Source organism: Massilia sp. BSC265, assembly GCF_000740675.1.
In the GTDB taxonomy this organism is placed as follows: Bacteria; Pseudomonadota; Gammaproteobacteria; order Burkholderiales; family Burkholderiaceae_D; genus Telluria.
This window is the reverse complement of the sequence record NZ_JPXI01000040.1, coordinates 104,515-126,441: the sequence shown is the minus strand read 5'-3', so window position 1 is coordinate 126,441 and position 21,927 is coordinate 104,515. Positions and strand designations below refer to the sequence as shown.

Annotated in this window: 17 protein-coding genes; 1 reads left to right on the top strand and 16 read right to left on the bottom strand. The window is 65.1% G+C overall.

The genetic code is table 11. From position 1 onward, the window contains the following. Positions 1-45 precede the first annotated feature (45 nt). Both gspG and MA09_RS20790 read right to left on the bottom strand, forming a co-directional pair. On the bottom strand, positions 46-480 hold the full coding sequence (gene gspG / locus MA09_RS20795) for a type II secretion system major pseudopilin GspG (protein WP_051933671.1): 435 nt from the start codon (positions 478-480) through the stop codon (positions 46-48). Positions 481-692: 212 nt separating this feature from the next. Beyond that, positions 693-1,118, bottom strand: a complete 426-nt coding sequence (locus tag MA09_RS20790) for a hypothetical protein (protein WP_036252710.1) — start codon at positions 1,116-1,118, stop codon at positions 693-695. Positions 1,119-1,438: 320 nt separating this feature from the next. On the opposite strand from MA09_RS20790, the gene MA09_RS20785 reads away from it, so the two are divergent. Beyond that, on the top strand, positions 1,439-1,765 hold the full coding sequence (locus MA09_RS20785; RefSeq protein WP_036252708.1) for a hypothetical protein: 327 nt from the start codon (positions 1,439-1,441) through the stop codon (positions 1,763-1,765). 107 nt (positions 1,766-1,872) lie between these two features. Here MA09_RS20785 and MA09_RS20780 read toward each other — a convergent pair whose 3' ends face one another. The 14 genes from MA09_RS20780 to MA09_RS20715 all read right to left on the bottom strand — a co-directional run bounded on the left by MA09_RS20780 (position 1,873) and on the right by MA09_RS20715 (position 21,915). Beyond that, positions 1,873-4,857, bottom strand: coding sequence for an ExeM/NucH family extracellular endonuclease (locus tag MA09_RS20780; RefSeq protein WP_051933662.1), 2,985 nt, complete (start codon positions 4,855-4,857; stop codon positions 1,873-1,875). Between the two features lie 197 nt (positions 4,858-5,054). Continuing rightward, a complete protein-coding gene (locus MA09_RS20775) occupies positions 5,055-6,143 on the bottom strand; it encodes a TIGR03790 family protein (RefSeq protein ID WP_307184161.1) in 1,089 nt (362 codons plus the stop codon). Positions 6,144-6,276: 133 nt separating this feature from the next. Then, positions 6,277-7,017, bottom strand: a complete 741-nt coding sequence (locus tag MA09_RS20770; protein ID WP_036252705.1) for a PEP_CTERM-anchored TLD domain-containing protein — start codon at positions 7,015-7,017, stop codon at positions 6,277-6,279. A gap of 175 nt (positions 7,018-7,192) precedes the next feature. Then, positions 7,193-8,611, bottom strand: a complete 1,419-nt coding sequence (locus MA09_RS20765; RefSeq protein ID WP_036252703.1) for a mannose-1-phosphate guanylyltransferase/mannose-6-phosphate isomerase — start codon at positions 8,609-8,611, stop codon at positions 7,193-7,195. After that, the gene (locus tag MA09_RS20760; RefSeq protein ID WP_036252701.1) at positions 8,608-9,798 is read right to left on the bottom strand and encodes a sugar phosphate nucleotidyltransferase; all 1,191 of its coding nucleotides are present in this window, start codon (positions 9,796-9,798) and stop codon (positions 8,608-8,610) included. Before MA09_RS20760 ends, MA09_RS20765 begins: the two co-directional genes overlap by 4 nt. A gap of 37 nt (positions 9,799-9,835) precedes the next feature. After that, positions 9,836-10,834: a UDP-glucose 4-epimerase GalE gene (gene galE, locus MA09_RS20755; protein ID WP_036252699.1), complete on the bottom strand. Its 999-nt coding sequence runs from the start codon at positions 10,832-10,834 to the stop codon at positions 9,836-9,838. A gap of 181 nt (positions 10,835-11,015) precedes the next feature. Continuing rightward, complete coding sequence (locus MA09_RS20750) at positions 11,016-11,807, bottom strand: WecB/TagA/CpsF family glycosyltransferase (protein ID WP_229440804.1); 792 nt, start codon at positions 11,805-11,807, stop codon at positions 11,016-11,018. 38 nt (positions 11,808-11,845) lie between these two features. Then, a complete protein-coding gene (locus MA09_RS20745; RefSeq protein ID WP_036252697.1) occupies positions 11,846-13,822 on the bottom strand; it encodes an alginate lyase family protein in 1,977 nt (658 codons plus the stop codon). A 42-nt stretch (positions 13,823-13,864) separates the two neighbouring features. Further along, complete coding sequence (locus tag MA09_RS20740) at positions 13,865-14,977, bottom strand: glycosyltransferase family 4 protein (protein ID WP_229440803.1); 1,113 nt, start codon at positions 14,975-14,977, stop codon at positions 13,865-13,867. 126 nt (positions 14,978-15,103) lie between these two features. Next, positions 15,104-16,321: a glycosyltransferase gene (locus tag MA09_RS20735; RefSeq protein WP_036252695.1), complete on the bottom strand. Its 1,218-nt coding sequence runs from the start codon at positions 16,319-16,321 to the stop codon at positions 15,104-15,106. A gap of 105 nt (positions 16,322-16,426) precedes the next feature. Continuing rightward, positions 16,427-17,287: a beta-1,6-N-acetylglucosaminyltransferase gene (locus tag MA09_RS20730; protein WP_036252693.1), complete on the bottom strand. Its 861-nt coding sequence runs from the start codon at positions 17,285-17,287 to the stop codon at positions 16,427-16,429. Positions 17,288-17,373: 86 nt separating this feature from the next. Next, complete coding sequence (locus MA09_RS20725; RefSeq protein ID WP_036252691.1) at positions 17,374-19,608, bottom strand: DUF4962 domain-containing protein; 2,235 nt, start codon at positions 19,606-19,608, stop codon at positions 17,374-17,376. A gap of 287 nt (positions 19,609-19,895) precedes the next feature. Continuing rightward, positions 19,896-20,717 (bottom strand): glycosyltransferase family 2 protein, encoded by an 822-nt coding sequence (locus MA09_RS20720; protein ID WP_081897732.1) that lies wholly within the window; start codon positions 20,715-20,717, stop codon positions 19,896-19,898. Continuing rightward, positions 20,707-21,915 (bottom strand): glycosyltransferase family 4 protein, encoded by a 1,209-nt coding sequence (locus MA09_RS20715; RefSeq protein ID WP_229440802.1) that lies wholly within the window; start codon positions 21,913-21,915, stop codon positions 20,707-20,709. The genes MA09_RS20720 and MA09_RS20715 overlap by 11 nt, the downstream gene beginning before the upstream one ends. Positions 21,916-21,927: the final 12 nt, after the last annotated feature.

Sequence of the window (21,927 nt, the reverse complement as noted above, 5' to 3'; positions counted from 1 at the left end):
TTGAGTCTGGACAATCAGGAACGGTGACGTGATCGGGTAACGCGTTCAGTTCGAGGAAATATCGGCATTGTCGCCGGTGCCGCCCGGCTGCCCATCCTTGCCGAGAGACAGGATTTCGTATTCACCCTTGCTGCCTGGCGAACGGTACTGGTAAGGGCGGCCCCAGGGATCCTGCGGCACGCCTTTCTTCAGGTAGGGGCCATTCCACTTGGCGCCGGCGCTCGGCGGTGCGGCCATCAGGGCGTTCAGGCCCTCTTCCGCGCTGGGATAGCGGCCAACGTCGAGGCGGTAGGTGTCGAGCGACTTGTCGAAGGCTTCGATCTGCGCCTTCGCCACCGTCACTTCGGACTTGCCGAGCTGCGAGAAATACTTGGGACCGACATAGGCCGCGAGCAGGCCGATGATCACGATCACTACCAGCAGCTCGAGCAGGGTGAAACCCGCCTGGGCGCCGCGCGCGCGACGCGGCGCAGCTTGCATCCCCACGTCCTGTTCCATTCCTGAATACATCGACCGACTCCTGTACACATCAATTCATTTGGCGTTGAAGGCTACCACGGCGCTCAATGCCAAGACAATATTTCTTTATTTTTTGCCATCGAACAGCATGGCTCGCCACTATGACAGCCGTGCTGTTCCCCTGCTTGCGCTGCCGCACACCGGATGCCGCGGGTGGCGCGGGCTGGCGGTGCTCAGCGCGCCAGCGATGGCGACGCGGCCCCGAGCTGGCAGCGGCCACTGACGCAGACCGCCCCCGGGTCGGGCAGGTGGCGGCAGATCGACATCATGCCGCCCGCCTTGTGCGCGGCCTGGCGCTCGGCCTTGAACTGCTCGCCCAGCGTGCGCAAGGCTTTCTCATCGGTGCCCGCCGTCGAATACGGCAGGTAGCTTTCCGGGCCGCCGCAAGGAATGGCCCCGACCGGCAGCGTACGGCACTGGCCGGATTCGGTGCAGGTGGCGTCGCCCGCCAGCGCACGGATGCGTGCCAGGGTGTCGCCGCCGGCCGCCCCGGTCGTGGCTGCGCTTGCCGGCGTTCCCACGTCCTTGCGGCCCGGGTCCAGGGCCTCGGTAGTACAGGCGGCACAAGCGAGCAGGAAGATAAGGATGAGTTTTCGCATATGTCCATCTTCCCTTCTTGCCAACATGTGGTCAAGCGAATCCCGGTATGCATGCTTGACCTTGCCGAGGCGACAGCAAATGGCCAATGCGTCGTGGTACAGCAACAGCGGACTGTTGCCGTGCGACATCAATTTCCATGGAGAATTTTTTGTTTCCTTAAAAACAGATGGTTCAATTGCTGCGAACACAAGCTAACTTCGCTCAATTCTATTTCTAAATCTTAATATTTGCTGTTCGCTAACGAAAATAATTGAGCACCGGAAAAATTTACTCACTACAATAGGACTCGTTACAGACGAGCTTGCTCAACAGACCGATCATGAACATCTCCTTCCGTACTATCGCCGCCATCGCCCTGACCACCTTCCTGACCGCCTGCGGTGCAGGCCAGCAGGAAACCCAGATGCCGAAGACGCTTGGCTCGGCAGTCCAGAGCGACCTGGGCGTTGCCGGCGCCATCGGCGCCCCGGCCGCCCCATCGACCGGCCCGGCCGTCGCTGCCGCCAGTGGCCCGAACAATCCGACCCCCGACTGCGCCGCCGAAGGCTGCGGCAGCCTGCGCATCATCGACGGCAATGCCGAAGCCTACCGCATCGATGCCATGCGCCGTGCGCTCGCCGAAGGCAAGGACCTGACCCAGTCCTGATCCATTCCGGATCGTCGCGGCGCCGCACGGGCGCCGTTTTCTTTTCACCCCGATAAAGCAAAAACACCTGCCCGAAAGCAGGTGTTCCTGTCACGGCCAGCCTGTCATCAAGGCTGCAGGTCGCCGCTGAAGAGCTTGGGCGTGTAGTCGATCGACTTCTTCTTCTCGCCATAGGTGAAGCTGAACTCCACGGTCACCTTCTCGCCCGGCGCCAGCGTGGTTTGCGGCAGGGTCAAATAAGGTGCGCCCTTGTGGCTGCCGTGCGCGCCGTTGAGAACGACGCCCTGGGTCAAGCCCCGCAGCACGAAATGCAACGGGCCGTTCAAGGTCGTGCTGCCCGTATTGGTGAACATGACCTTGCCGCTGTATTGCTGTGCAGCGTAGTTCACCGCCAGGCCGCTTTGCACGACCCGCACCGAGCCGGTCACGTCCACGTATGGCGGGGTCAGGCCGAGGCTGACGATCACCGGGTCGTGGTCGGAGGCGCGATAGGCGTTGTCGACGTACAGGTCCTGCGGCTTGCTTTCCTTGTTGTAGTCGATCGCTTCCGGTTCGTCGGCGTTATTGTGCCATTCGGCGGCGCCAAGCACCTGCTTGCTCAGCGAGGCGCTGGTGAGCGCGTGGTCCAGGTAACCGACTTCGCCATCGAACACATAGGAGTACACCATGCCCTGCGGACGCACGAAGCGCTCCAGTTCGTTCACCATGCCGGCACCCAGCAGGGTCGCGATCGGGTCCTCGAAACCGTAGGCATTCATGTCGCCGATCACCAGCACGTCCGGATCGTTGGCGCTCGCCACCACCTGCGGGATGAAGACGTTCGCCAGGCGCTGGGCCTGCAGCACGCGGGTGGCGTTCCAGCAGCCCTGTCCGTCGCCCTGGTCGGTGTCCAGGCCACTGTCCTTGTCGCAGCCCGCCTTGGCCTTGAGGTGATTCACGATCACGGAGAACTTGGCGTCGTTGTTGGCACGGAAGGTCTGGGCCATCGGCGGACGGTTGTTGACCCGATCGCCATCCGACAGCGCACTGCCCACCAGCGAGACTGAAGCCGGCTTGTAGATCATCGCGACGCGGATGGCATCGGTGCCGGTGGCTTCGGGCTTCGGCACCACCGCGTAGACCGGCGCGCCGAGCGCAGTGTTCAGGCTGTCGACCAGGTAGCCGACGGCGGTGTCGCCATTGTTCTGGATTTCCATCAGGCCGACCACGTCGGCATCCAGGGCGATCAGCGACTTGACGATCTTGTCGCGCTGGCGCACGAACTCGTCCATGTTGTCCGCGCCGCGGCAGTTGCTGGCGCGGGTGCTCGTGCCGATCTTGCAACCCTGGCCGGTGGCGCCGTCAGCGGTGCTGCCGTTGGTGAAGGTAGTGAAGAAGTTCAGCACGTTGGCGCTGGCGACCTTGATGCCGGCCGGCAGGTTCGGCGCCGCCGGGCGCGGATTGGTGCGCGAGAACTGCGGCGCCACGGTCGGCTGCAGCTTGAAGCCGGCGCCGCCGCCGCCCAGCGAACCGAAGTCCAGCACGCCTTCCAGGCCGGTGACGGTATCACCCGCCCGTACGGTGCCATCCGCGCCGATGTAGGGAATCACGGCAGGTGTGACGAACAGGCCGTCGTCAAGCACGATCGCATTGGCGGCGTTGTCGGCGGCCATGGCCTGCGCTTCCGGCGTACGCGGACGGTAACGGTTGGTCGGGATTTCACGGCGTCCGCTGGACAGGGTCAGTTCGCCCCGTGCGCCCAGGTATTTGTTGTCGTTGACGGTCAGCGGGTTGGTGAAGCGCACCAGCATGCCCTCATGGGCTTCCAGGTCGCTGCCCGGCAGGGTGATGTTGGCGGCGCTGACGGCCTGGCCGGCGCCGAGCACGCTGGAGACGGCGTCGGTCAGTTCGGTGTAGGTACTGGTGGCGCCCGACGGTGCGTATTCGGTGACGAGGCCGGTGACGCGCACGCGCTGGCCGACGCTGCCTGAAGTCTGGCCGAACACGAAGATGCCATCCGAGGTGGTCGGGTCGCCGTCGCCGGCAGGATCCTGGATGAAGTAGCCGCTGCCGACCTTCGCGGTAATGACGCCTTCGGTGGTCTGGGCCGTGCGATTGAGCGGGCTTTCCGCGCCCGATCCCTGGATGGCCGGGATGGTGTTGGTGTCGGCCGAGCGCACGGTGACCGTGCAGCTCTGGGCCTGGTTGGCGTCGTTGGTGAAGTTGATGGTCACCGGATGGTTGCCCGGCACGACCGCAGCATCGACCACCAGCTTGACCGCGGCGGCGCTGTTGACCGCGCCCGATGCGGCGAACTCTTCCAGGCGGATGCCGGCGACCGGACTCGAGGTGATGGTGGCGCCGGTGACACGGCTGTCCTTGTCGATGGCGTTCAGGCTGCGGGAGGCGAGCTCGCCGTGCGGACGCAGCAGCGTGGCCGGGCAGTTGGCGACGATCGGCTCGGCGACCGGATCCAGGTTGCAGGCCTTGAACGGGCTCGCGCTGTTGCGCGGGTCCGGGGCACCGACCGTGAAGTCGGTCAGGTTGTGGTCGGTATCGGCGCAGCCGCCGTCATTGCGCGAGGCCGATTTGGTATTGCTCAGGACCGGGGTAGGCAAGCCCTCGTAGCCCGCGCTGTTGCCGAAGCCGACCAGGTCGACCAAGGCAGCACTCGTCGGGGTGGCCCCGCTCAGGGCGGTGCTGTTCTTGGCCAGGGCGACCTTGCCCGCAGTACCAGAAAGGTTCAAGCCGCCCGCGGCGTCGCTCGGCACGTCCCTGGTGCCGCCAGTACCCGCGGCCTGGCGGATCAGGTAATACTGGCCCGCCTTCAGCACGGTGCCGGCCGGGATCGCACTCACCTGCCAGGTGGTACCGGCGCTGGATGCGTACTGCACGCTCCAGCCGCCGATCGCCACGTCGGCGCTGCTGCGGTTGAAGATCTCGATGAAGTCCTGGCGATACTCCGCCCCGGAATTGCCGCCGCCGCCATATACCTGGCTGATAACGATGTTCGGCGATCCGGTTGCCAGCGCGGGAAGGGAAAGGCTGGCCAGTAGCGCCGCTAGCACGGTCTGCCGTCCGGGGAAATGGATGGAGGCGAGGAACTTGTTCATGGGATCCTGTTGAGTGGGACGATAATTTTTATGAAACACTACTTAGCGAACGCAATTTAGCATTAGCAAAATTTATAGTAAATGCAATAAATTGCGTGCTGATGACAGTGTTGCATCGATGCACTCAAAACAACAAAGCTGCGCCCTTCCACCTCGTTTGTGATAGAAGCAGGACCAGATCCGCCCGTGGCACGCCCTCAGCGGGCGCGATACGGCGCCGCCAGCGGCTCACCGATGAACAGGCCCTGGACAGGCCAGGCAACGCTCTTCCAGTAGGCTTCGATCGCGCTGTTGCCGCTCAGGTAGTGGCGCAGCAGGACGGAGGGATTGGGGAACTTCTGCCAGTGGTTGCAGGGTTCGCTGACGGTGCCGTAGCTGGCGGTGGCGCCCGCCTCCAGCCAGCGCAGACTGCTCATCTGGCTGCTGCCGAGCAGGTCGCCGCCGAGCGAGGTCAGGTGGTCGGCCAGGGCGCCGGGCACGAAGCCGATCGTCTCCAGCTTGGCGACATGCGCCATGCCGGTCTGGTAGACCAGCACGTCCTGCACGCCTTCGAGCACGTCGGCTTGGATCACCTTGGTAGTCAGGCGGCGCGCGGGGATGCGGCCGGGACGGGGAAAGAAGCCGGCGCGGGTATTGCGTGCCTTTTCCGACGTGGTGAGGAAGTAGGCGGTGGCGGGTACGGTGCGGAAGCCCGCCGTGACGCCGCGGTCGATCAGGTCTTTCGCGTCCTGCACCGACTCGGTCGGCAGCAGCATCGAGATCCGCATCTGGTGGTCGCTGAAGGGCTTTGCCGACTTGCTGTTGAAATACGGGCTGGGCTGGCCCGCGGCGCAGGTCTTGGCGCACTGGCCGCCGTCGAAGCCGAGGGTATAGGCGCCCGTGATCGAATTGCAGTCCACCGCGTAGGGCGCGGTCCAGACCATCAGCACAGCCTGCACCTCCGGCCCCAGTTTCGCGTCGATCTCTTCCTTGAGCAGGCGGAACTTGGCCGGAGTCAGCGAGCGCGGCAAGGACTGGCCAACACGCGGTATGCGCACGTGCACCACGTTCGCGGCCGGGATATCGCGACGCTTGCGGTAATAGGCGCCGACCGCGACGCTGTTGGGGTCCTCGTCATTGATGACGATGGCCAGCTGCCCGGGCTTGAGAGCAGGCGCGCTCTCGGCATGGGCGCTTGGCGCATGGAGGGCGCCGACGACGCACAACTGGAACAGGCAGCAGGAGAAAACGGCACGCAGGGGTGCAGGAAGGAACGCACGCAGCGGCGCACGCAAATAAGCTTGCAAGTTCGGTCGCATGAGTCGGTCGCAGGGTGGACGAATGGCGGAGCCGGGCTCCGCCGCCATCATGCCACAGCTTGCCAAGTTGTCAGGGCCGCGTTTGCCGGGGTGGCCGCAAACGTGGCGTCTGCCCTGCCCTTCAGTGCATCTTCGCCTTGCCGGCAGGAACCGCCCGAGCGCGGCGCCGCCATGCCGCCCAGCCCAGCACTCCGAGGCCGCCGATGAACATCGCCGTGTTGGCGGGTTCCGGCACGAGCGAGATCGAATACACCTCGAGCGCATCGACGCGGAACAGCTGGCCGCCGGTGCTGCCGTCGAAGATGCTGGTGCCCTCGGTGATCCCGTCGCCATAGCTCACCTGCCAGGACAGTGCGGCATTCAGGCGGTCGTTGACGAACAAGTCGGGGCCGGCGCCAAAGGTCGGGCCGTGGTTGGGCTCGTTGTACGTCTGGCGCAGGCCACGGTTCGGCAGGATGTCATCGGTCTGGACCTGGCGCCACAGCCTGGCATCGGTGAAATTGAAGATGAAGGCGGTGCGCTGCCAGTCGCGGGGCGTTTCGTGCCAGCCATCGGTGGAAGACCAGCTCTGCGGATTGTAGCCACCCACGATCCAGCTCTGGCCGAAATCGTTGGTCACCTGCAGCAGCGTGAAGGTCATGCCGGCGCCATCGGCAGCCGCATGGAAATCGCGCGAATTGTGGCCGGTTTCCCGCGTGTAGATGTTGCGCAGGTCCAGCGGCCCGGCGCCGAGCCAGCGTTCCAGCTGGCCGTACAGGGTCAGGTCCAGCAGCGGTGCGCCGACCTGGGCATGCGCGGCCGGCGCAGCCAGGCCGAGTGTCATGGTAATCGCCAGGCTCGACGCTGCAAGCATTGTTTTCATGGATGGCCCCCTCGCTCGGTTCAGTTGCGGGCATTGTATGCCCGCGTTCCGGCAGGGGTTCGCACGGTTCCGCTGTGCAAGCGGAACCGACTATAATTCGGCGCTATTAAGCAGGGTGGGCGGGGTAATTTCGGGAAATGTCCCGAATGACAAACGCCCACCCTACAAGCATGCCTCAGGCGCGCTGGTAGATATCCTCGAAGCGGACGATGTCGTCCTCGCCGAGGTAGCTGCCGGACTGCACTTCGATGATGTGCAGCGGCAGCTTGCCGGGATTTTCCAGTCGGTGGTTCATGCCGATCGGGATGTAGGTCGATTCGTTTTCCGACAGCAGGCTGACCTTGTCGCCGCAGGTCACGCGCGCGGTGCCCGACACCACGACCCAGTGTTCGGCGCGGTGGTGGTGCATCTGCAGCGAGAGCTTCTCGCCCGGCTTGACGGTGATGCGCTTGACCTGGAAGCGGTCGCCGGCATCGATGCCCTCGTAATGCCCCCACGGACGATAAACGCGCGTGTGGTGCAGGTGCTCGGTGCGCGCCTTGCTCTTGAGGTGGTCGACCACCTGCTTGACGCGCTGCACCTGGTCTTTGTGGGTGACCAGCACCGCGTCCTGGGTCTCGACCACGACCAGGTCCTCGACACCGACCACGGCCACGATGCGCGATTCGGCGCGCACCAGCGAATTCTTGACGCCGTCGAGGTAGACGTCGCCGCGCTGGGCATTGCCGTCGGCATCCTTGGGCTGCACTTCCCACAGCGCCGACCAGGAACCGACGTCGTTCCAGCCGATGTCGGCCGGCACCACGGCGGCGTCGCGGGTCTTTTCCATCACCGCATAGTCGATCGAATCGGACGGGCTGTCCGAGAAGGCCTTTTCTTCCAGGCGGCAGAAGTCGAGGTCGCGGTAGCCCGTGCCGACGGCCTTTTCGGCGGCGACGGCGATGGCCGGCGCATGCTCCTCCAGCTCCTTGAGGAAGCGCTCGGCATGGAACATGAACATGCCGCTGTTCCAGTAGTATCCGCCATCATCCAGGAAGGACTGGGCGGTAGCCGCATCCGGCTTCTCGACGAAGCGCGCCACCCGGTAGCAGTCGCCGCAACCTGCGACTTGCTCGCCGCGGCGGATGTAGCCGTAGCCGGTCTCGGGGGTCTTCGGGACGATGCCGAAGGTGGCCAGGGCGCCCTGCCCGACGAGAGTGACGGCGCGTTCGACGGCGTCGCGGAAGGCGGCGCCGTTCTCGATCACGTGGTCGGCCGGCAGCACCAGCATGATGGCTTCCGGGTCGATCGCCTTCAGGTAGTGGGCGGCCGCGGCCACCGCCGGAGCGGTGTTGCGGCCGACCGGCTCGAGCAGGATGCCGAGCGGGGTGATGCCGGTCTCGCGCAGCTGCTCGGCCACCATGAAGCGGTGGTCGTTGCCGCACACGACCAGCGGCGCCATCACTCCCGGCCACCCGGCCACCCGCAGTGCAGTTTCCTGCAGCATGGTCCTGTCCCCTACCAGGGGCAGGAGCTGCTTGGGCAGCACGGCGCGCGACAGCGGCCACAGGCGGGTACCGGCACCGCCGGAGAGGATGACTGGATAAATTTTCATGCGCTTACTTTCTCGGTTATTTTCTCTCTGATCTTCTGGACAGCGTTCTGGGCTTCGCCATCGATTTCCTTGCGAACCGAACGGCGGCGATCGCGCGCGTTCAGCCATTCCTGCGAAGAATATTCGGAAGCGTGCTTCATCTCGCCCTTGCGGTCGACACTGTAATCTTTGAAAACGATCATTTCATGCAATGTTACATCATGCAACACCCGTGTGTATTCGAACAACACGCTACGCACGATCTCGGCGCCTTCGCAGATGTGGCTGCCGTGGCCGATCCAGGTCGGACCGACGATGCGGGTGCCCGCCTCGATCTTGACGTTGGAACCGATATAGACCGGTCCCTCGATGGTGGTGCCTTCCCAGTCGATGCTGGTGTTCAGGCCGGTCCAGACGCCCGGCTCGATCTGGATGCCCGGCACGTCCATGTGGTTGACCTCGCCGGTCAGCACGGTCTGCAGCACTTCCCAGTAGTCGCTCATGGTGCCGATGTCGAGCCAGTTGAAGGGGCGGCCCTGGGCATAGAACGGCAGTCCGCGCTCTGCCAGCAGCGGGAACAGTTCGGAACCGATGTCGAAGGGCACGCCCGACGGAATCAGGTCGATGACTTCCGGTTCGAAGATGTAGATGCCGGTGGAGATGAAGTTGGACTTGGCTTCGGCTTCGGACGGCTTTTCCTGGAACTCGGTGATGCGGCCTTCGGCGTCGGTGACCACCACGCCATAGGACGAGACCTTGTCCCATGGGACTTCCTTGGTGATGACCGTGGCCATCGCGCCCTTGCGGCGGTGCTCGAGCAGCGCGGCTTTCAGGTCGAGGTCGATCAGGGCGTCGCCGCACAGCACGATGGTGGTGTCGTCGAAGAAGCCGCCGAATTCCTGGATCTTCTTCATGCCGCCGGCCGAACCGATCGGCTCGGGCACGATCTCACCCTCGTTGTTGATGTAGCCCTCGAACGAGTAGCCGATCTGGACGCCGAACTGCTCGCCCTCACCGAAGTATTCCTCGATCTTCTCGTGCAGCCAGCTGACGTTGACCATGATTTCGGTCACGCCATGCTTTTTCAGGTGCTCGACCAGGTAGGCCATCACGGGTTTGCCCAATAAGGGGATCATGGGTTTTGGCAGGTCATAGGTCAGCGGGCGCACACGCGTGCCCTTGCCTGCAGCGAGAATCATTGCTTTCATCAGACCTTCCTTTACAAAATAAATTATTTGGCCATGCTTATTTGGCAGTAGTTTGGTAGCGCCACACGTCGGCGCACATCTGAGCGACATCACGCTCGGCAGTCCAGCCCAGTTCTTCGCGCGCCTTGGCCGGGTCGGCGTAGCATTGGGCCACGTCGCCGGGGCGGCGGTCGACGATCTGGTAGGGAATCGGGCGGCCGCAGGCCGCTTCGAAGGCACGCACCATTTCCAGCACGCTGTTGCCGCGGCCGGTGCCGAGGTTATAGGTGACGATGCCCGGCTCCTTGGCCAGGCGATCGAGGGTTTTCACGTGGCCGATCGCGAGGTCCACCACGTGGATGTAGTCGCGCAGGCCGGTACCGTCCGGGGTCGGGTAGTCGCCGCCGAACACGGACAGCTTCTCGCGCTGGCCGTTGGCGACCTGGGCGATATACGGGACCAGGTTGTTCGGGATGCCGTTCGGCTCTTCGCCGATCAGGGCGCTCTCGTGGGCGCCGACCGGATTGAAGTAGCGCAGCAGCGCGATGCGCCAGTCCGGCTCCGCCTTGGCCAGGTCGCGCAGGATGTCTTCGATCATCAGCTTGCTGCGGCCGTAGGGATTGGTCGCCGAGAGCGGGAAGTCTTCGCGGATCGGCACCGAGGCCGGGTCGCCGTACACGGTGGCAGAGGACGAGAACACGATGGTCTTGACGCCGAACTTGGCCATGGTCTCGAACAGGATGACGCTGCCGTTGACATTGTTGTCGTAGTAGCGCAGCGGCTGCGCCACCGATTCGCCCACCGCCTTCAGGCCGGCGAAGTGGATCACGGCATCGACCTTGTGGGCGCCGAAGATGCGCTCCATGGCCGCGCGGTCGCGGATGTCGGCTTCCTCGAAGACGAAGGTCTTGTCCGTGATGCGCTGCACGCGCTCCTGCACCGAGGCGACCGCGTTGGACAGGTTATCCACGACGACCACTTCGTGACCGGCGTTCTGCAGCTCGACGACAGTATGCGAACCGATATAGCCCATGCCGCCAGTAACCAGAATCTTCATTGTCTTTCTCTCTGTGATATATGAAATGTATTAATAATGTGGCAATCAATGGCGTAGCATATCACTGCCGGGGCGAAAACCCACGCACGGCACTCGCTGGCCGCGTGCCATGCCGTCTCCACATTGTCTTTTCTTGGGGCTAGTATCTTGTGTTCTTGCTCAGGCAGCTTCTACGGCCACCCTATCCCTGCTTGACCTGCCTGCCCTTGAACGCTTCCTTGAGGAACAGCCCGATGAAAGCCATGTCTTCAATGAAATAGCGCCGGAACATGCGGCGCGGCTCCTGCAGGAAGCGGTAGAACCATTCGAGCCCGGACCTCTGCATCCACAGCGGCGCCCGCTTCACCTTGCCGATGGCGACATCGAAGGTGCCGCCGACGCCCATCGCGAAGGGAATCCGCATATGGGCCTGGTATTTGCCGAGGAATTGTTCCTTCTTGGGCGAGCTGATCGCCACGAACAGCAGGTCGGCATTGCTGGCGCGGATCTGTTCCGCGACCGTCCGCTCTTCTTCCTCGCCCTTCCAGTAGCCGTTGCGGTAGCCCGCCAGCCTGAGCGCCGGGTACTTGCGGGTATAGGTCTCGGCCACCTTGCTGACGACTTCCTCGCGCGCGCCCAGCAGGAATACGCGCCAGCCCTTCTCGCCGGCGCGCCGCATCAGCGCCTCGAACAGGTCGACGCCGGCGACCCGCTCCTTGAGCGGCTTGCCGAGCAGGCGCGAGGCCCACACCACCGGCATGCCGTCCACGTTGACCAGGGCGCAGTCGTTGATGATCTGCCGCAGTTCCGGATCGCGGCTGGCCTTGACCAGCTTGTCCACGTTGACCACCACGTGCTGGTGGGGCAGCCCGGACCCGATGAAGCCCTCGACCCTCCCCAGCGTTTCTTCCATCGTCAGGTTGTCGACCTGGCAACCCATCAGGGTGATGCGGTCCCCGTCGGGCGGCGTGGCTTGCGTGGTCTGTGCGTTCATGCGGCTTCCTTTGGAACTTTCCCAATAATAACTTTTTGTTAATGCAGGAACGTTATTGTAAACCTGCATTCGACAGGGACGGCGGACGATACCGTCGTGATACGAAGTACCTCGCAGGGACGCTTCGATTCATAAGTGCGCGAACACCAGCCGAGCGGCGGATTTTCGGCGCCGCGCACCAGTTCCAGCTGCAAATCGGCGCCATTGGCCTGCATTTGCAGCACGAAACGCTTGCCGCGCACCGACAGGCCATGGCTGGTCAGGCGCACGTCGAGCTCCGGTGCGAAGTGCCAGAACAGCTCGACCTTGTGCTGCTTGCGCGCCGAGACTTCGTCGCGCACCACCAGCGTATTGCTGGGCCCGTCGAAGCGCACGCTGCGCATGTGGCGCACCGGGTCGGACAGGCGGGTATAGCCGTCGTGCGAGCCGCGGAAATCGAAGTCGTTCGGGCTGCTGGGCATGCGCTCGATGCGGGCCTGCGCCTTGCGCAGCCACATGAAGCGCCCGCCGCTGACGGACTGGTCCTGGCCGTCGATGCGCACGGTGTTATGGGCGGAGGTGCCGCGGAAATAGTCGCGCCACTTCTGGTCCTGCCAGTAGGAATAGGTGCCGGGATCGATCAGGCACTCCTCGCCGGCCACGGACAGGGTCATCGCAAGCGCGTCGGCATGCCCGTGGGCAGCGATGCCGAGGTAGCCGAGCGGACCGCAGTCGAGCATGCCCTTGATTTCCTGGTGCTCGCCGAAGTGACTGCCGAACAGGAGGTAGCCGCCGTCTGGGAAGGCCCAGCCGCTGTCGACCTCGTGCGGGTCGCAGTCCGGGCGCGGGCCGGGCAGCGCGTGCAGCAGCCAGCGCACGCCCGGATGGTTGTCCGCGAATCTGTCCCCACCTGCGCCGAAGACGATGTCGCCCAAAGCCAGCAGCTGGGCGGCGCGGTCCATGCCCGAGGCATCGAGGCGGAACACGCAGCCATCGTCGGCGTCGCCCACTGCCGGCAGGTTGCCGCCGGCGTCGCGCACCGAGCGCAGGAAGCGCAGCGCACGCTGCAGCGAGGCCCAGTACGGGCGCGGGAAAGGCTGGCCGCAGGCCTGGCCCATCAGGCCGGCCACGAACAGGAATTCGCTCGAGAAGATATGGTAGGCAAAGGCCTGCTCCCGGTTGACGCCGTCACGCGAGAACTGGACCACCGCCTCATGCTCGAGCTCGCGGCGCGCCTGCTCCAGCCAGCCGGCGGACTCTTTCCAGCACGGCCAGGTGCTGGCGCCGACGTACAGACCGGCCAGCTCGCCGATCAGGTGGTTGTTGGCCGAGGAGTGGCGCGACAGGTGGCGCGCGATGCTGCGGCAGTGGGCGTGGATGCTGCCCTGCCAGTCCTCGCGCAGCTTCTGGCCCGATTCGCCTTCGAACAAGGAACTCTTCTCGCCGCCCACCAGCTGCCATACGAGGCTCCAGTTGATCAGGCGGATGCCGAGCTCCAGCGAGCTGGTCCAGTTGGGACCGGTGAGCGGCGGGCATTGGTCGAGCCAGCTGCGCAGCTGCTGCGCGAGCGCATGCAGCCAGCGCACCTCGCGGCTCAGCACCCAGGCTTGCGCCAGGCGCACCAGGTGCAGGTGGCGGTTCAGTTCCCACACGTGCTTGATGTCGCCGACCAGCTCGCGGTTGGTGATCGGGATGTCGCCGGCATAGATCGCCGGACCGACGACGCCGGTCTCGGGGTCGCGGTTCCAGGCGGTGGGCACGCCGACGTCGAAGCGGCGTTCGGCAAACAGGACCACGTGGCCGGCGCAGATGCGGTCGGCATCGAGCAGCAAGGCCTCGATCTCGGCGGCGTCCAGCGTAGGAGCGCCCTGCACGGGCAGCGTACGTGCACGCGGCAGCGGCGCCGGCGCCGTGCGGCCGGCCATGCGTCGGCCCATCCTGGTGGCCGCCGCCTGGCGGACACGGTAGCCCACTTCGGCAACCGACATGCAGCGCAGCCGGTTCACCAGCCATCCCAAGCTTCCTGTTGCGTTCATAGCTCTCCCCTCGCTTTGCGAAGTTGCCGCGATGTCTTTCACTCAGCTGCGCTGATGCCGCTGTTGCCGCAGTTGTTGATACACCGCTGATATTTGTCCGATCACGACGCCGGACTCGAATTCCTGCTCGATGGTGGCGCGGGCGCGCGCACCCAGGCGCTCACGCTCTGCCTCGTCGCCGAGCAGCCTGCCGAGGGCGTCCGCCAGCGATGCCACGTTGCCGGGCTCGACCATCAGCCCGTTGTCACCGTCGCGCAGCGCGTCCGGGATACCGCCGACGCCGGTGCTGACCACCGCCTTGCCGGCCGCCATCGCCTCGAGCAGCGCCATCGGCAAGCCTTCGGCATGCGACGGCAGGCAGAAGATCGACGCACGCGCCAGCTCTTCCGCCTTGCGCCGGGCGGTGACCCAGCCCAGCTCGGTGATGCGGTCGGCCACGCCCAACTCGGACGCGCGGCGCTGTACCCGATCCAGCTCGCCTTGGCCGCCGATCGCCAGATGTACGTACGGAAAACGTTCGCGCAGCAGCGCGAGCGCTTCGAGCAATTCGTAGATACCCTTGCGCGGCTCGACCTGGCCCAGGAAGAGGATGCGGCCCGGCTCGCTCCCAGCCCCTGTCCGCGGCGGCAGCGGTACCGAATTCGGGATCACGACGATGTTCGCGCGCGGGGCGAAACCCTGCAGGTAGCCGGCCCAGCGGCTGGAGAGCGCGATGACGACCGAGCTCTTTTCCAGCGTGTGGCGGATCCAGCGCCGCATGAGCGGACTCGAGCGTTCGATGAAACTGTCGAAGCAGGCGCCGTGCAGGTGGAAAACGGTCTTGGCGCCGCTGGCGCGCGACAGGGCCAGCAGCACCGACTTGCGCACGAAACTGCCGTTCGAGGCCGCGTGCGCATGCACGACTTCCGGGCGGCGCGCCAGGCAGGCCAGGGTGCGCAGCAAGCCCTTGAAGGCGGCGCCGACCTTGGCCGCACGGCTGCCTTCGGCATGCGTCGGGACGTAGCAGACGCCTTCGCGCTCGAACAGCCCGTTCTGGCGCAGCAGCGAGACCACGGTGGCGACACCGCCCCGTCCGCCAGGCTCGGTCCCCAGCATGAGCACCTTCGGCGACGCATGGGTCGCCGCTGGCGCTGCTGGTGCCGATGCCCGGTTCATGCCATTTGCCTTTCCTTCAGGTGCTTCCAAACGGGTTTGCAAATTAGAAATTGTTTTGGATAGTACAACAGTGTTTACTCCCGGTCGCGCACAATACGATGCCCGACGGATCAAGATGTTGCTTTTTCACCCTCGTCGCGGCAGGATTTTCGTGTACGTTTCTGCAACAATGCGACCCAGAATAGCATAGGTCCGGTGGCTTCTTACGTACGCTGGGCCACGTTTCCCCAACTCTGCGGCGAGCTCCTTGTCCTGCAACAGGCGCCGCACGGCCGCAGCGAAAGGTGCCGCCTCCATGGGCGCGCACAGCCCTGCCCTGCTCTCGTCGATGACCAGTTGCTGGTCCGGGATGTCGTTGGCCACGCTGGGGATGCCCAGCGCCAGGTATTCGACCAGCTTGGTCGGCGAGGAAACGTCGAATAGCGTGCCGCGCGGGATCGGCGACAATCCGACCTCGGCGCGCACCGCATAGCCGAGCGCGGTGCGCTGGGGCAGCCAGCCGGTGAGCAGCACGTGCTCCCCGATGCCCCGTTTCGCGATCTCGGCGCGCATCCAGTCCATTTCGTCATTGGAGGCGGCGTCGCCGGCAATCACCAGCAGCAGGTCGGGGAAGTCATCCTTGAGCTGCTCGGCCACGTCGAGCAGGAAGTCGGAGCGGCGCGCCTGGGCGATGCGGCCCAGGTAGAGGACGACGCGGCGCCCGATCAGGCGGGGATCGTCGACCGGCTCGACGCTGTTGCGGTCGAACAGCGTGGCATCGACGCCCATCGGCACGGCGGTCATGCGCGCCCGCTCGAAACCCTTGGCGGCCATCCAGTCGGCCATGGCCTCGCTCTGCACGAAGATGTGGTGGGCGCCCGGCAGCACCAGGCGGTAGATGACGATGCGCGAGGCCCAGGCGCGCAGGGCGTGGCCGAGCCACGTGAGTCCTTTCCCGCGGCTGCCGATCTCGTCGCGCCGCACCTCAAAGCCTTCGACGATCGGGAAGGACATCCAGTAAACAAAGGGGACGCGCAGCACGAAGGCGGCGATGCGCCCGAGCAGGCCGGAGGCGATCTTGTCGCGCACCTGGATGCAGTCGGGCCGCCCGCGCCGCCTTGCGCGCAGCAGGCCGCGCAGGTCCCAGAGCGGCGACATGACGGCGGCAAAGCGCGACTTCAGGCTGCCCACCGTGTGCATGCCCCCGGCCGGCCAGGGGGCGCCGGCTTCGCTGCCGGACTGGCCGACCAGTTCGGTATTCACGCCGTAGCGCGGCATCTCGGCGCCGAACAGGGTCGCGACGTCGGCACGCAGCGGCGGCAAGGGATCACGAACGATGAAGGCAATGGACAGGGGCTTGCGCATGAGGCCAGTATCGATAGGACGGACCCGCCGATTCTAGCGCGGCCGCAAGCGCGCACGTTTCAGGAATGGTATCGATATGTGCGCCAGGACACGCGCGGCAGATGCTCAGGCAGCTGCCCGGCTCTCCTTCCACTGCACCAGCACCGGCAGCAGCCCGGCGCTGGCCTGGCTGTCCAGCTTGCGGCAGAAGTGGGCGTTCGAGGCGCGGATGCGCTCGAAGTCGCCGGCATCGAGCACCTTGGGGTTGCGCGCGCCCTGCTCGGGCCATTGCACGTAACGGAAGTTATCCGACAGCACCCGGCCGGCAAAGCGGGAATGCATCACCAGGGTCTGGAACAGCATCTCGTCCGGACACTGGACGGTGCGCATGAAGCGCATCAGGCGCGGGTAGGCGTCGGCGAGGCGCAGCACCTCGGCCAGACAGTCGCGCGACAGTGCCCACCACGAGGAACCGCCGTGCGGCACGAAACCGTCCGGCATGCTGCGCCGGCGTCCGCTCGCGCGCAGGACGCGGTTGGCCAGGCCGCAGGCCAGGCGTTCCAGCCGCCCTCCTCCTTCCCGGTAGAAGAACTGGTAGCGGAAGCCGACGTTCCAGCCGCCCGGACGGATCGGCGCCGTCTCCAGCAGTTCACGGTCTTTCAAGCGCATGAGCTCGCGCTTGAGCAGGGCATTGGGCAGCAGGGGGAAGTCCTGGGCCGACAGGAAGATGACTTTGTCGAACTCGGGCTGCTCGTGCAGGATCTGGCGCAGCGACACCAGGGTTGCGTTCACCTGCGAGAAGCCGCCCCAGCGCACGTCGATGCGCGGCGCCACCTGGCGCGCCGATGGGTGCAATGCGGCGGGGTCGAGCGCGCTCTTGCGGTCGAGGTGGACGTAGACCGTGAAGTCGGGGTCGCACAGCGCCGCGACCAGCGCGTTGAGCTGGTCGATGTCCTTGTGCGCACAGATCAGGAACACCTGCTTCATTGCCGACTCCGCAAATAAAAAGCCCCTCGCGGCGCGTGCCGCGAGGAGCCAGAGTCTAGCAGTTGCGTGAAGCGGACAGCGCTCTGTTAGTTGATGGTCACCGACTGGCCGCCCACGGTCACGGTGCGCACCGAACCCGAGGTCGAGATGTTCACGGCCGGCTTCTTGCAGCCCGGGTCGAGCAGCACCAGGTACTCGGCCGTGGCGTTGGCCTCGGCCTTCAGGTAGAAGGCGCCGTGGTCTTCGATCACGTTGGCCTTGGCGCCCGGGCCGATCCATTTGGCGAAGCTGGCGTTGCCGTGCAACGAACGCACGCACAGCGACTGGGTGCCGGTCACCACCTTGACGTTCTGGCCGTTCTCGATGGTCATGATCGAGTTGGTGTGCATGTTCCACTCGTAGGTGCGGGCCACGGTGCTGGCCAGGCGGTCGCGCACCAGGATGGCATTGCCGGCATTGCGCAGGTGCCAGACCTGGCGCTTGGCCATGGTCAGCTGGCCGCCATACGACGGGGTGGCGTCGCCTTCGGCATAGTCGTAGCTCGGCTGCGCGGTGAAGGCGGTGATCCTGCCGTTGCGCTGCAGTTGCTCGCGGTAGCCGGTCACCATCTGGCCCTTGCCGCCGTCGAAGGTGATGGCGTTCTGCGAGCGGGTCTGGTGGTACCAGTCGGTCCAGTACGGCGAGCCGTACCAATCGTACCAGCCTGCCTTGACCAGCATCGGCTGGCCGGCGATCGACAGCAGCAGGCCGTTCTGGTCGCCGTGGCTGTGGTTGAACGAGCCGTAGGGGCTGGACTTGAAGAAGGTCGAGGTGCGCGAGGTCGAGCCCAGGTCGCTGTGCATCGCGACCCAGCCGATGCTCGGGTAGTAGGCCGAGTTCTGCGGCGCTTCCTGGAAGGTGGTGTAGGTCACCGGCAGCGGGTATTCGGCCTGCAGCAGCGACATCGCGTCTTCCATGCCGGTGGTGTTCTTCACGTACCAGGCGGCGCGCGGCGACCACATGCGGGTGGCGAAGGCGCGGAACACGCGCGGGTCCGGCTTGGTCTCGGAAGCGTCGCCGAAGGCGTGGGTGCGCGCGCCCGGCGGAGTGAATTCCATCGCGAAGTCGAGGAAGCCGAGGGTCCAGGGCTTGCCGAAGAAGTTCACGCCGCTCGCATGGGTCAGCGGGTCCCACAGGGCCAGCAGGTAGCCGGCCGCGTATTCGGCGTAGGCGGTGCCGTTGGCGTAGCCGCCTTCCGGGCCGCTCCATGGGTTCGGGCTCAGGGCATAGGCACGGAAGGAGAAATCGAACCACTTCTCGGCTTCCGGGATGTCGCCCAGGGTCAGGGTCGAGATCAGCACCAGGAACACCATGCTGGTGTTGCCGTGCGAGTCGAACGGGTACTGGTCGAGGCGGCCATTGTCGCCGGCCAGGTTGTTGTAGATTTCAGTGGTGCGGATCTTGATCGAACCGAGCCAACGGGCCTTGCGGGTGCCGTCCAGCGCGCTGCCCAACAGGTCGATGGTCTTGGCCAGGCCCCAGGCGATCTGGCGGGTTGCCTGGTCCTGGTTGACGTAGCTGGTCGGCCCCGAGGGATTCAGCGCGGCCAGCTCGTCGCCGCGGCGCAGGGCTTCGGTCAGGTAGACGCTCTCGCCCCTGAGCTTGTACATCAGCGCCGCCGCTTCCATCTGGCGGGTCGCTTCGTTGATGCGCTGGCGCACATCGGTCTGCTGGGAGGCCATGGCGGCGGTCAGCGGCGAGCTGATGACGATGGTCCAGCGCGAATCCGACAGCGTCGGCACGGCGGTGACTTGCGCTTTGACTTCGTTCCCCAGGCGGCTCAGGTAGGGTTCGAGCGTGGTGCGCTTGGCATAGTTCCAGGTCGAGAACGGCGTCACCGAGCCTGGGAGCGAACGCGGGCGGGCCTTCGACAGGATGCGGCTGCGCAGCGTAGCGTTGTCCGGCACTTCGAACTTGGTCGATTTGCTGGTGATCGAGAAGGTGCGCGCGGTCGACCAGTCGTTGGTGCCCACCGGGCGCACGCGCCAGGTGTAGTTGCCGAGGGCGAAAGCCTTGGTCGGCAGGTACCAGTTGCGGTCGACCACCGCGCGGGTCGGCGTACCGCCCACCGGCGTGATCTCGACTTCGTAGCTGGCCGGACCGGTGCCGTGGCGGGCCCAGGTGAAACCGGGAGGGTTCTGTGCCTGCACCGAGTTCATTTCAGGCTTGGCCTGAACGACCAGGGGATCGGTCGACTGGACCCAGTCGGCACGCGCGGAGACGCTCGCGAACAGCGAGGCGACAGCAGCCGCCAGGACCAGGCTCTTCCGTTGAAATTGCATGTGGGTACTCCGAAAAAAATCTTGAAATCCATGCGCCAGACCGGCGTCGCCGGCGGGCTTGAGAACGATTGCTGCGCTTCAGAAACACTTACTTGACAGCAGTTATGCTACCCCAAAGTAAGTTGAGCACAGGCAAATTCTCCAAAGAAATTACAGATTTTTTGCTTGCTTTGCAGAAATCCCACGACAGAATTTCAACTTTTACCGAACAATATTTGCAGGCTTCTAACGGTCGTAAACCGCCTGGAAAGAAAAAACGGCAAAGCTGTCAGAAAACCATCGGCGCCTCATTGCACAGCGACCGCGCGCGCCTCGGCCTGCAGTTCGCGCACCCGTTTCAGGTAGCGCAGGCAATAAATACCGAAGGCGAGCGGCGCCTTGTCCATGTGGCGCCTGCGCACACTGAATTCCTCCTTGCGCGCTTTCAGCCGGTTGGCCGAGGACACGCTGCCCGCATGGTCGCGGAATACAGTCAGGGGCTGGTCGATCATGGCCGGGCGCGACACCGCCCCCAGGCGCAGCCACAGGTCGATGTCCATTGCGTATTTCAGCTTTTCGTCGAAGGTCCCGACGCGCTCGAAGGCCGACTTGCGGACGAACACGGCCGGGTGCGGGATCGAGCTGCGGCCAGCCACGAAGGAGCGGTAGGAGAAGGCCGGCATCGCGTACGGCGGCACCATCTTGCCGTCCTTCAGGACCTGGATGTTTCCATATACCCAGTCCACCGGCTTCCCGGCCGCCTGTGCCTGCTCAAAGGCACGCTTGACGGTGGCCAGCACGTCCGGACCGTTGTAGTAATCGTCGGAATGCAGGTGGGCGATGTATTCGCCACGGGCCGCTTCGATGCCCTGGTTCATCGCGCGGCTGATGCCCCCGCCGACGTCGCGCAGCACCCGCTTGTTACCCGGCTTGTCGTGCATATACGCCGCGATCATGTCGAGGGTACCGTCGGTGGAACCGCCATCGACGAAGATGTGCTCGTAGTCCTGGCAAGTCTGGCCCTGGACCGAGGCCAGGGTATCGGCCAGGGTCGCGGCACTGTTCCAGGTGCAGGTGACGATGGAAAAAGTCGGCTTGCCGGCGGATGGGGTCGAAGTATTATTGAGCATAGAAATCCACGATCTTGGGGAGGGCCTGGTAAACGTCCATCCCGGCGATTGCCGGCAAGGGACGTGCTTGGGCCGGGCGCGCCAGCTCGTCGCACAGGAGCGTGACCAGCTCCGGCATCGACGTGGCCAGGCGCAGCTGGCCGGGATAGGACTCGTAGACGGCAAGTTCGGGATTGCCGCCGCGCGCCAGTGCCAGGCAGGGGCGGCCCAGCGCCAGCGCTTCGAGGATGGTGGTGCCGCAGGGTTCTTCCCACACCGAAGGCACCACGCAGACATGGCTGGTGGCGGTCAGGGCCACCACTTCCGGGTTCGGCTGCCAGCCGAGGAAGCGTATCTGCTCGCTCGTATACTCGGCCTCGAGGCGTGCGCGCAGCGGGCCGTCGCCGACCACCAGCAGTCGCGTCCCCACCGGCAGGCGGCCGCGTGCGGCGGCAAGGAATTCAGCAAAGCCCTTGCCGGTATCGATGCGCCCGGCCAGCAGCACCTGCCCCTGCTTCGGCTCGCCGCTGGCGGCGGCCAGCCGTGCCAGCTTGCGGTAGTTGATGAAGTTGTGGATCACGCGCGAGCGCGACAAATCGGCATGCGGCAGCGCGCGCAGGAACTGGCGGCGCAGGAAGTCCGATACGAAGATGGTCTTATGCTGCGCGAAGGTACGTTCGGTCTCGCCGCGGTAGCGCGCCACCGCGTGGCCGGACAACAGGGTACGCACCGGTCCGGGTGCCGAATGGGCACAGCCGGCGCAGGCGCGCGGCGAAGTCTCGGTGCACACCGCGTCGTTTCTGAAGCGCAGGTGGGTCACGCACTCGCTGCCCTGGTCGTGGCGGGTCTGGACGAAGTTCAGGGCGGGATCGACGTACAGCCCGGTCATGGGCAGGTGGCCGTGGTAGTGCACCACGTCGTAGTTGCCGATCTTGCGCGCATGGTCGGACAGCGCGCGCGCGACTTTCGCCGCGAACCAGGGCCGCTTGGCCGGATTGAAGAAGCCGAGCTGGGCTTCCTTCCAGCCGACCCGGCGAAAATCGAAGCCGGGGACGAAGCGCCCCTGGAAGCCGATCTCCTCGGCGCTCTTGGGGTGGGCCCGGTCCGAGCGGCCCATGATGTCCACGTGGTGGCCTTCTTCGAGCAGGGCATTCGACAGCGTGACGACATGCTTGGCCAGGCCGCCGAGCTGGGCGCCCGGCAAATCTTCCGACACCATCAATATCCGCAA

Coding starts and splice junctions, on each gene's coding strand:
- gspG (WP_051933671.1), bottom strand. CDS start 480: ATGCAAGCTGCGCCGCGTCGCGCGCGCGGCGCCCAGGCGGGTTTCACC.
- MA09_RS20790 (WP_036252710.1), bottom strand. CDS start 1,118: ATGCGAAAACTCATCCTTATCTTCCTGCTCGCTTGTGCCGCCTGTACT.
- MA09_RS20785 (WP_036252708.1), top strand. CDS start 1,439: ATGAACATCTCCTTCCGTACTATCGCCGCCATCGCCCTGACCACCTTC.
- MA09_RS20780 (WP_051933662.1), bottom strand. CDS start 4,857: ATGAACAAGTTCCTCGCCTCCATCCATTTCCCCGGACGGCAGACCGTG.
- MA09_RS20770 (WP_036252705.1), bottom strand. CDS start 7,017: ATGAAAACAATGCTTGCAGCGTCGAGCCTGGCGATTACCATGACACTC.
- MA09_RS20765 (WP_036252703.1), bottom strand. CDS start 8,611: ATGAAAATTTATCCAGTCATCCTCTCCGGCGGTGCCGGTACCCGCCTG.
- MA09_RS20760 (WP_036252701.1), bottom strand. CDS start 9,798: ATGAAAGCAATGATTCTCGCTGCAGGCAAGGGCACGCGTGTGCGCCCG.
- galE (WP_036252699.1), bottom strand. CDS start 10,834: ATGAAGATTCTGGTTACTGGCGGCATGGGCTATATCGGTTCGCATACT.
- MA09_RS20750 (WP_229440804.1), bottom strand. CDS start 11,807: ATGAACGCACAGACCACGCAAGCCACGCCGCCCGACGGGGACCGCATC.
- MA09_RS20745 (WP_036252697.1), bottom strand. CDS start 13,822: ATGAACGCAACAGGAAGCTTGGGATGGCTGGTGAACCGGCTGCGCTGC.
- MA09_RS20740 (WP_229440803.1), bottom strand. CDS start 14,977: ATGAACCGGGCATCGGCACCAGCAGCGCCAGCGGCGACCCATGCGTCG.
- MA09_RS20735 (WP_036252695.1), bottom strand. CDS start 16,321: ATGCGCAAGCCCCTGTCCATTGCCTTCATCGTTCGTGATCCCTTGCCG.
- MA09_RS20730 (WP_036252693.1), bottom strand. CDS start 17,287: ATGAAGCAGGTGTTCCTGATCTGTGCGCACAAGGACATCGACCAGCTC.
- MA09_RS20725 (WP_036252691.1), bottom strand. CDS start 19,608: ATGCAATTTCAACGGAAGAGCCTGGTCCTGGCGGCTGCTGTCGCCTCG.
- MA09_RS20720 (WP_081897732.1), bottom strand. CDS start 20,717: ATGCTCAATAATACTTCGACCCCATCCGCCGGCAAGCCGACTTTTTCC.
- MA09_RS20715 (WP_229440802.1), bottom strand. CDS start 21,915: ATGGTGTCGGAAGATTTGCCGGGCGCCCAGCTCGGCGGCCTGGCCAAG.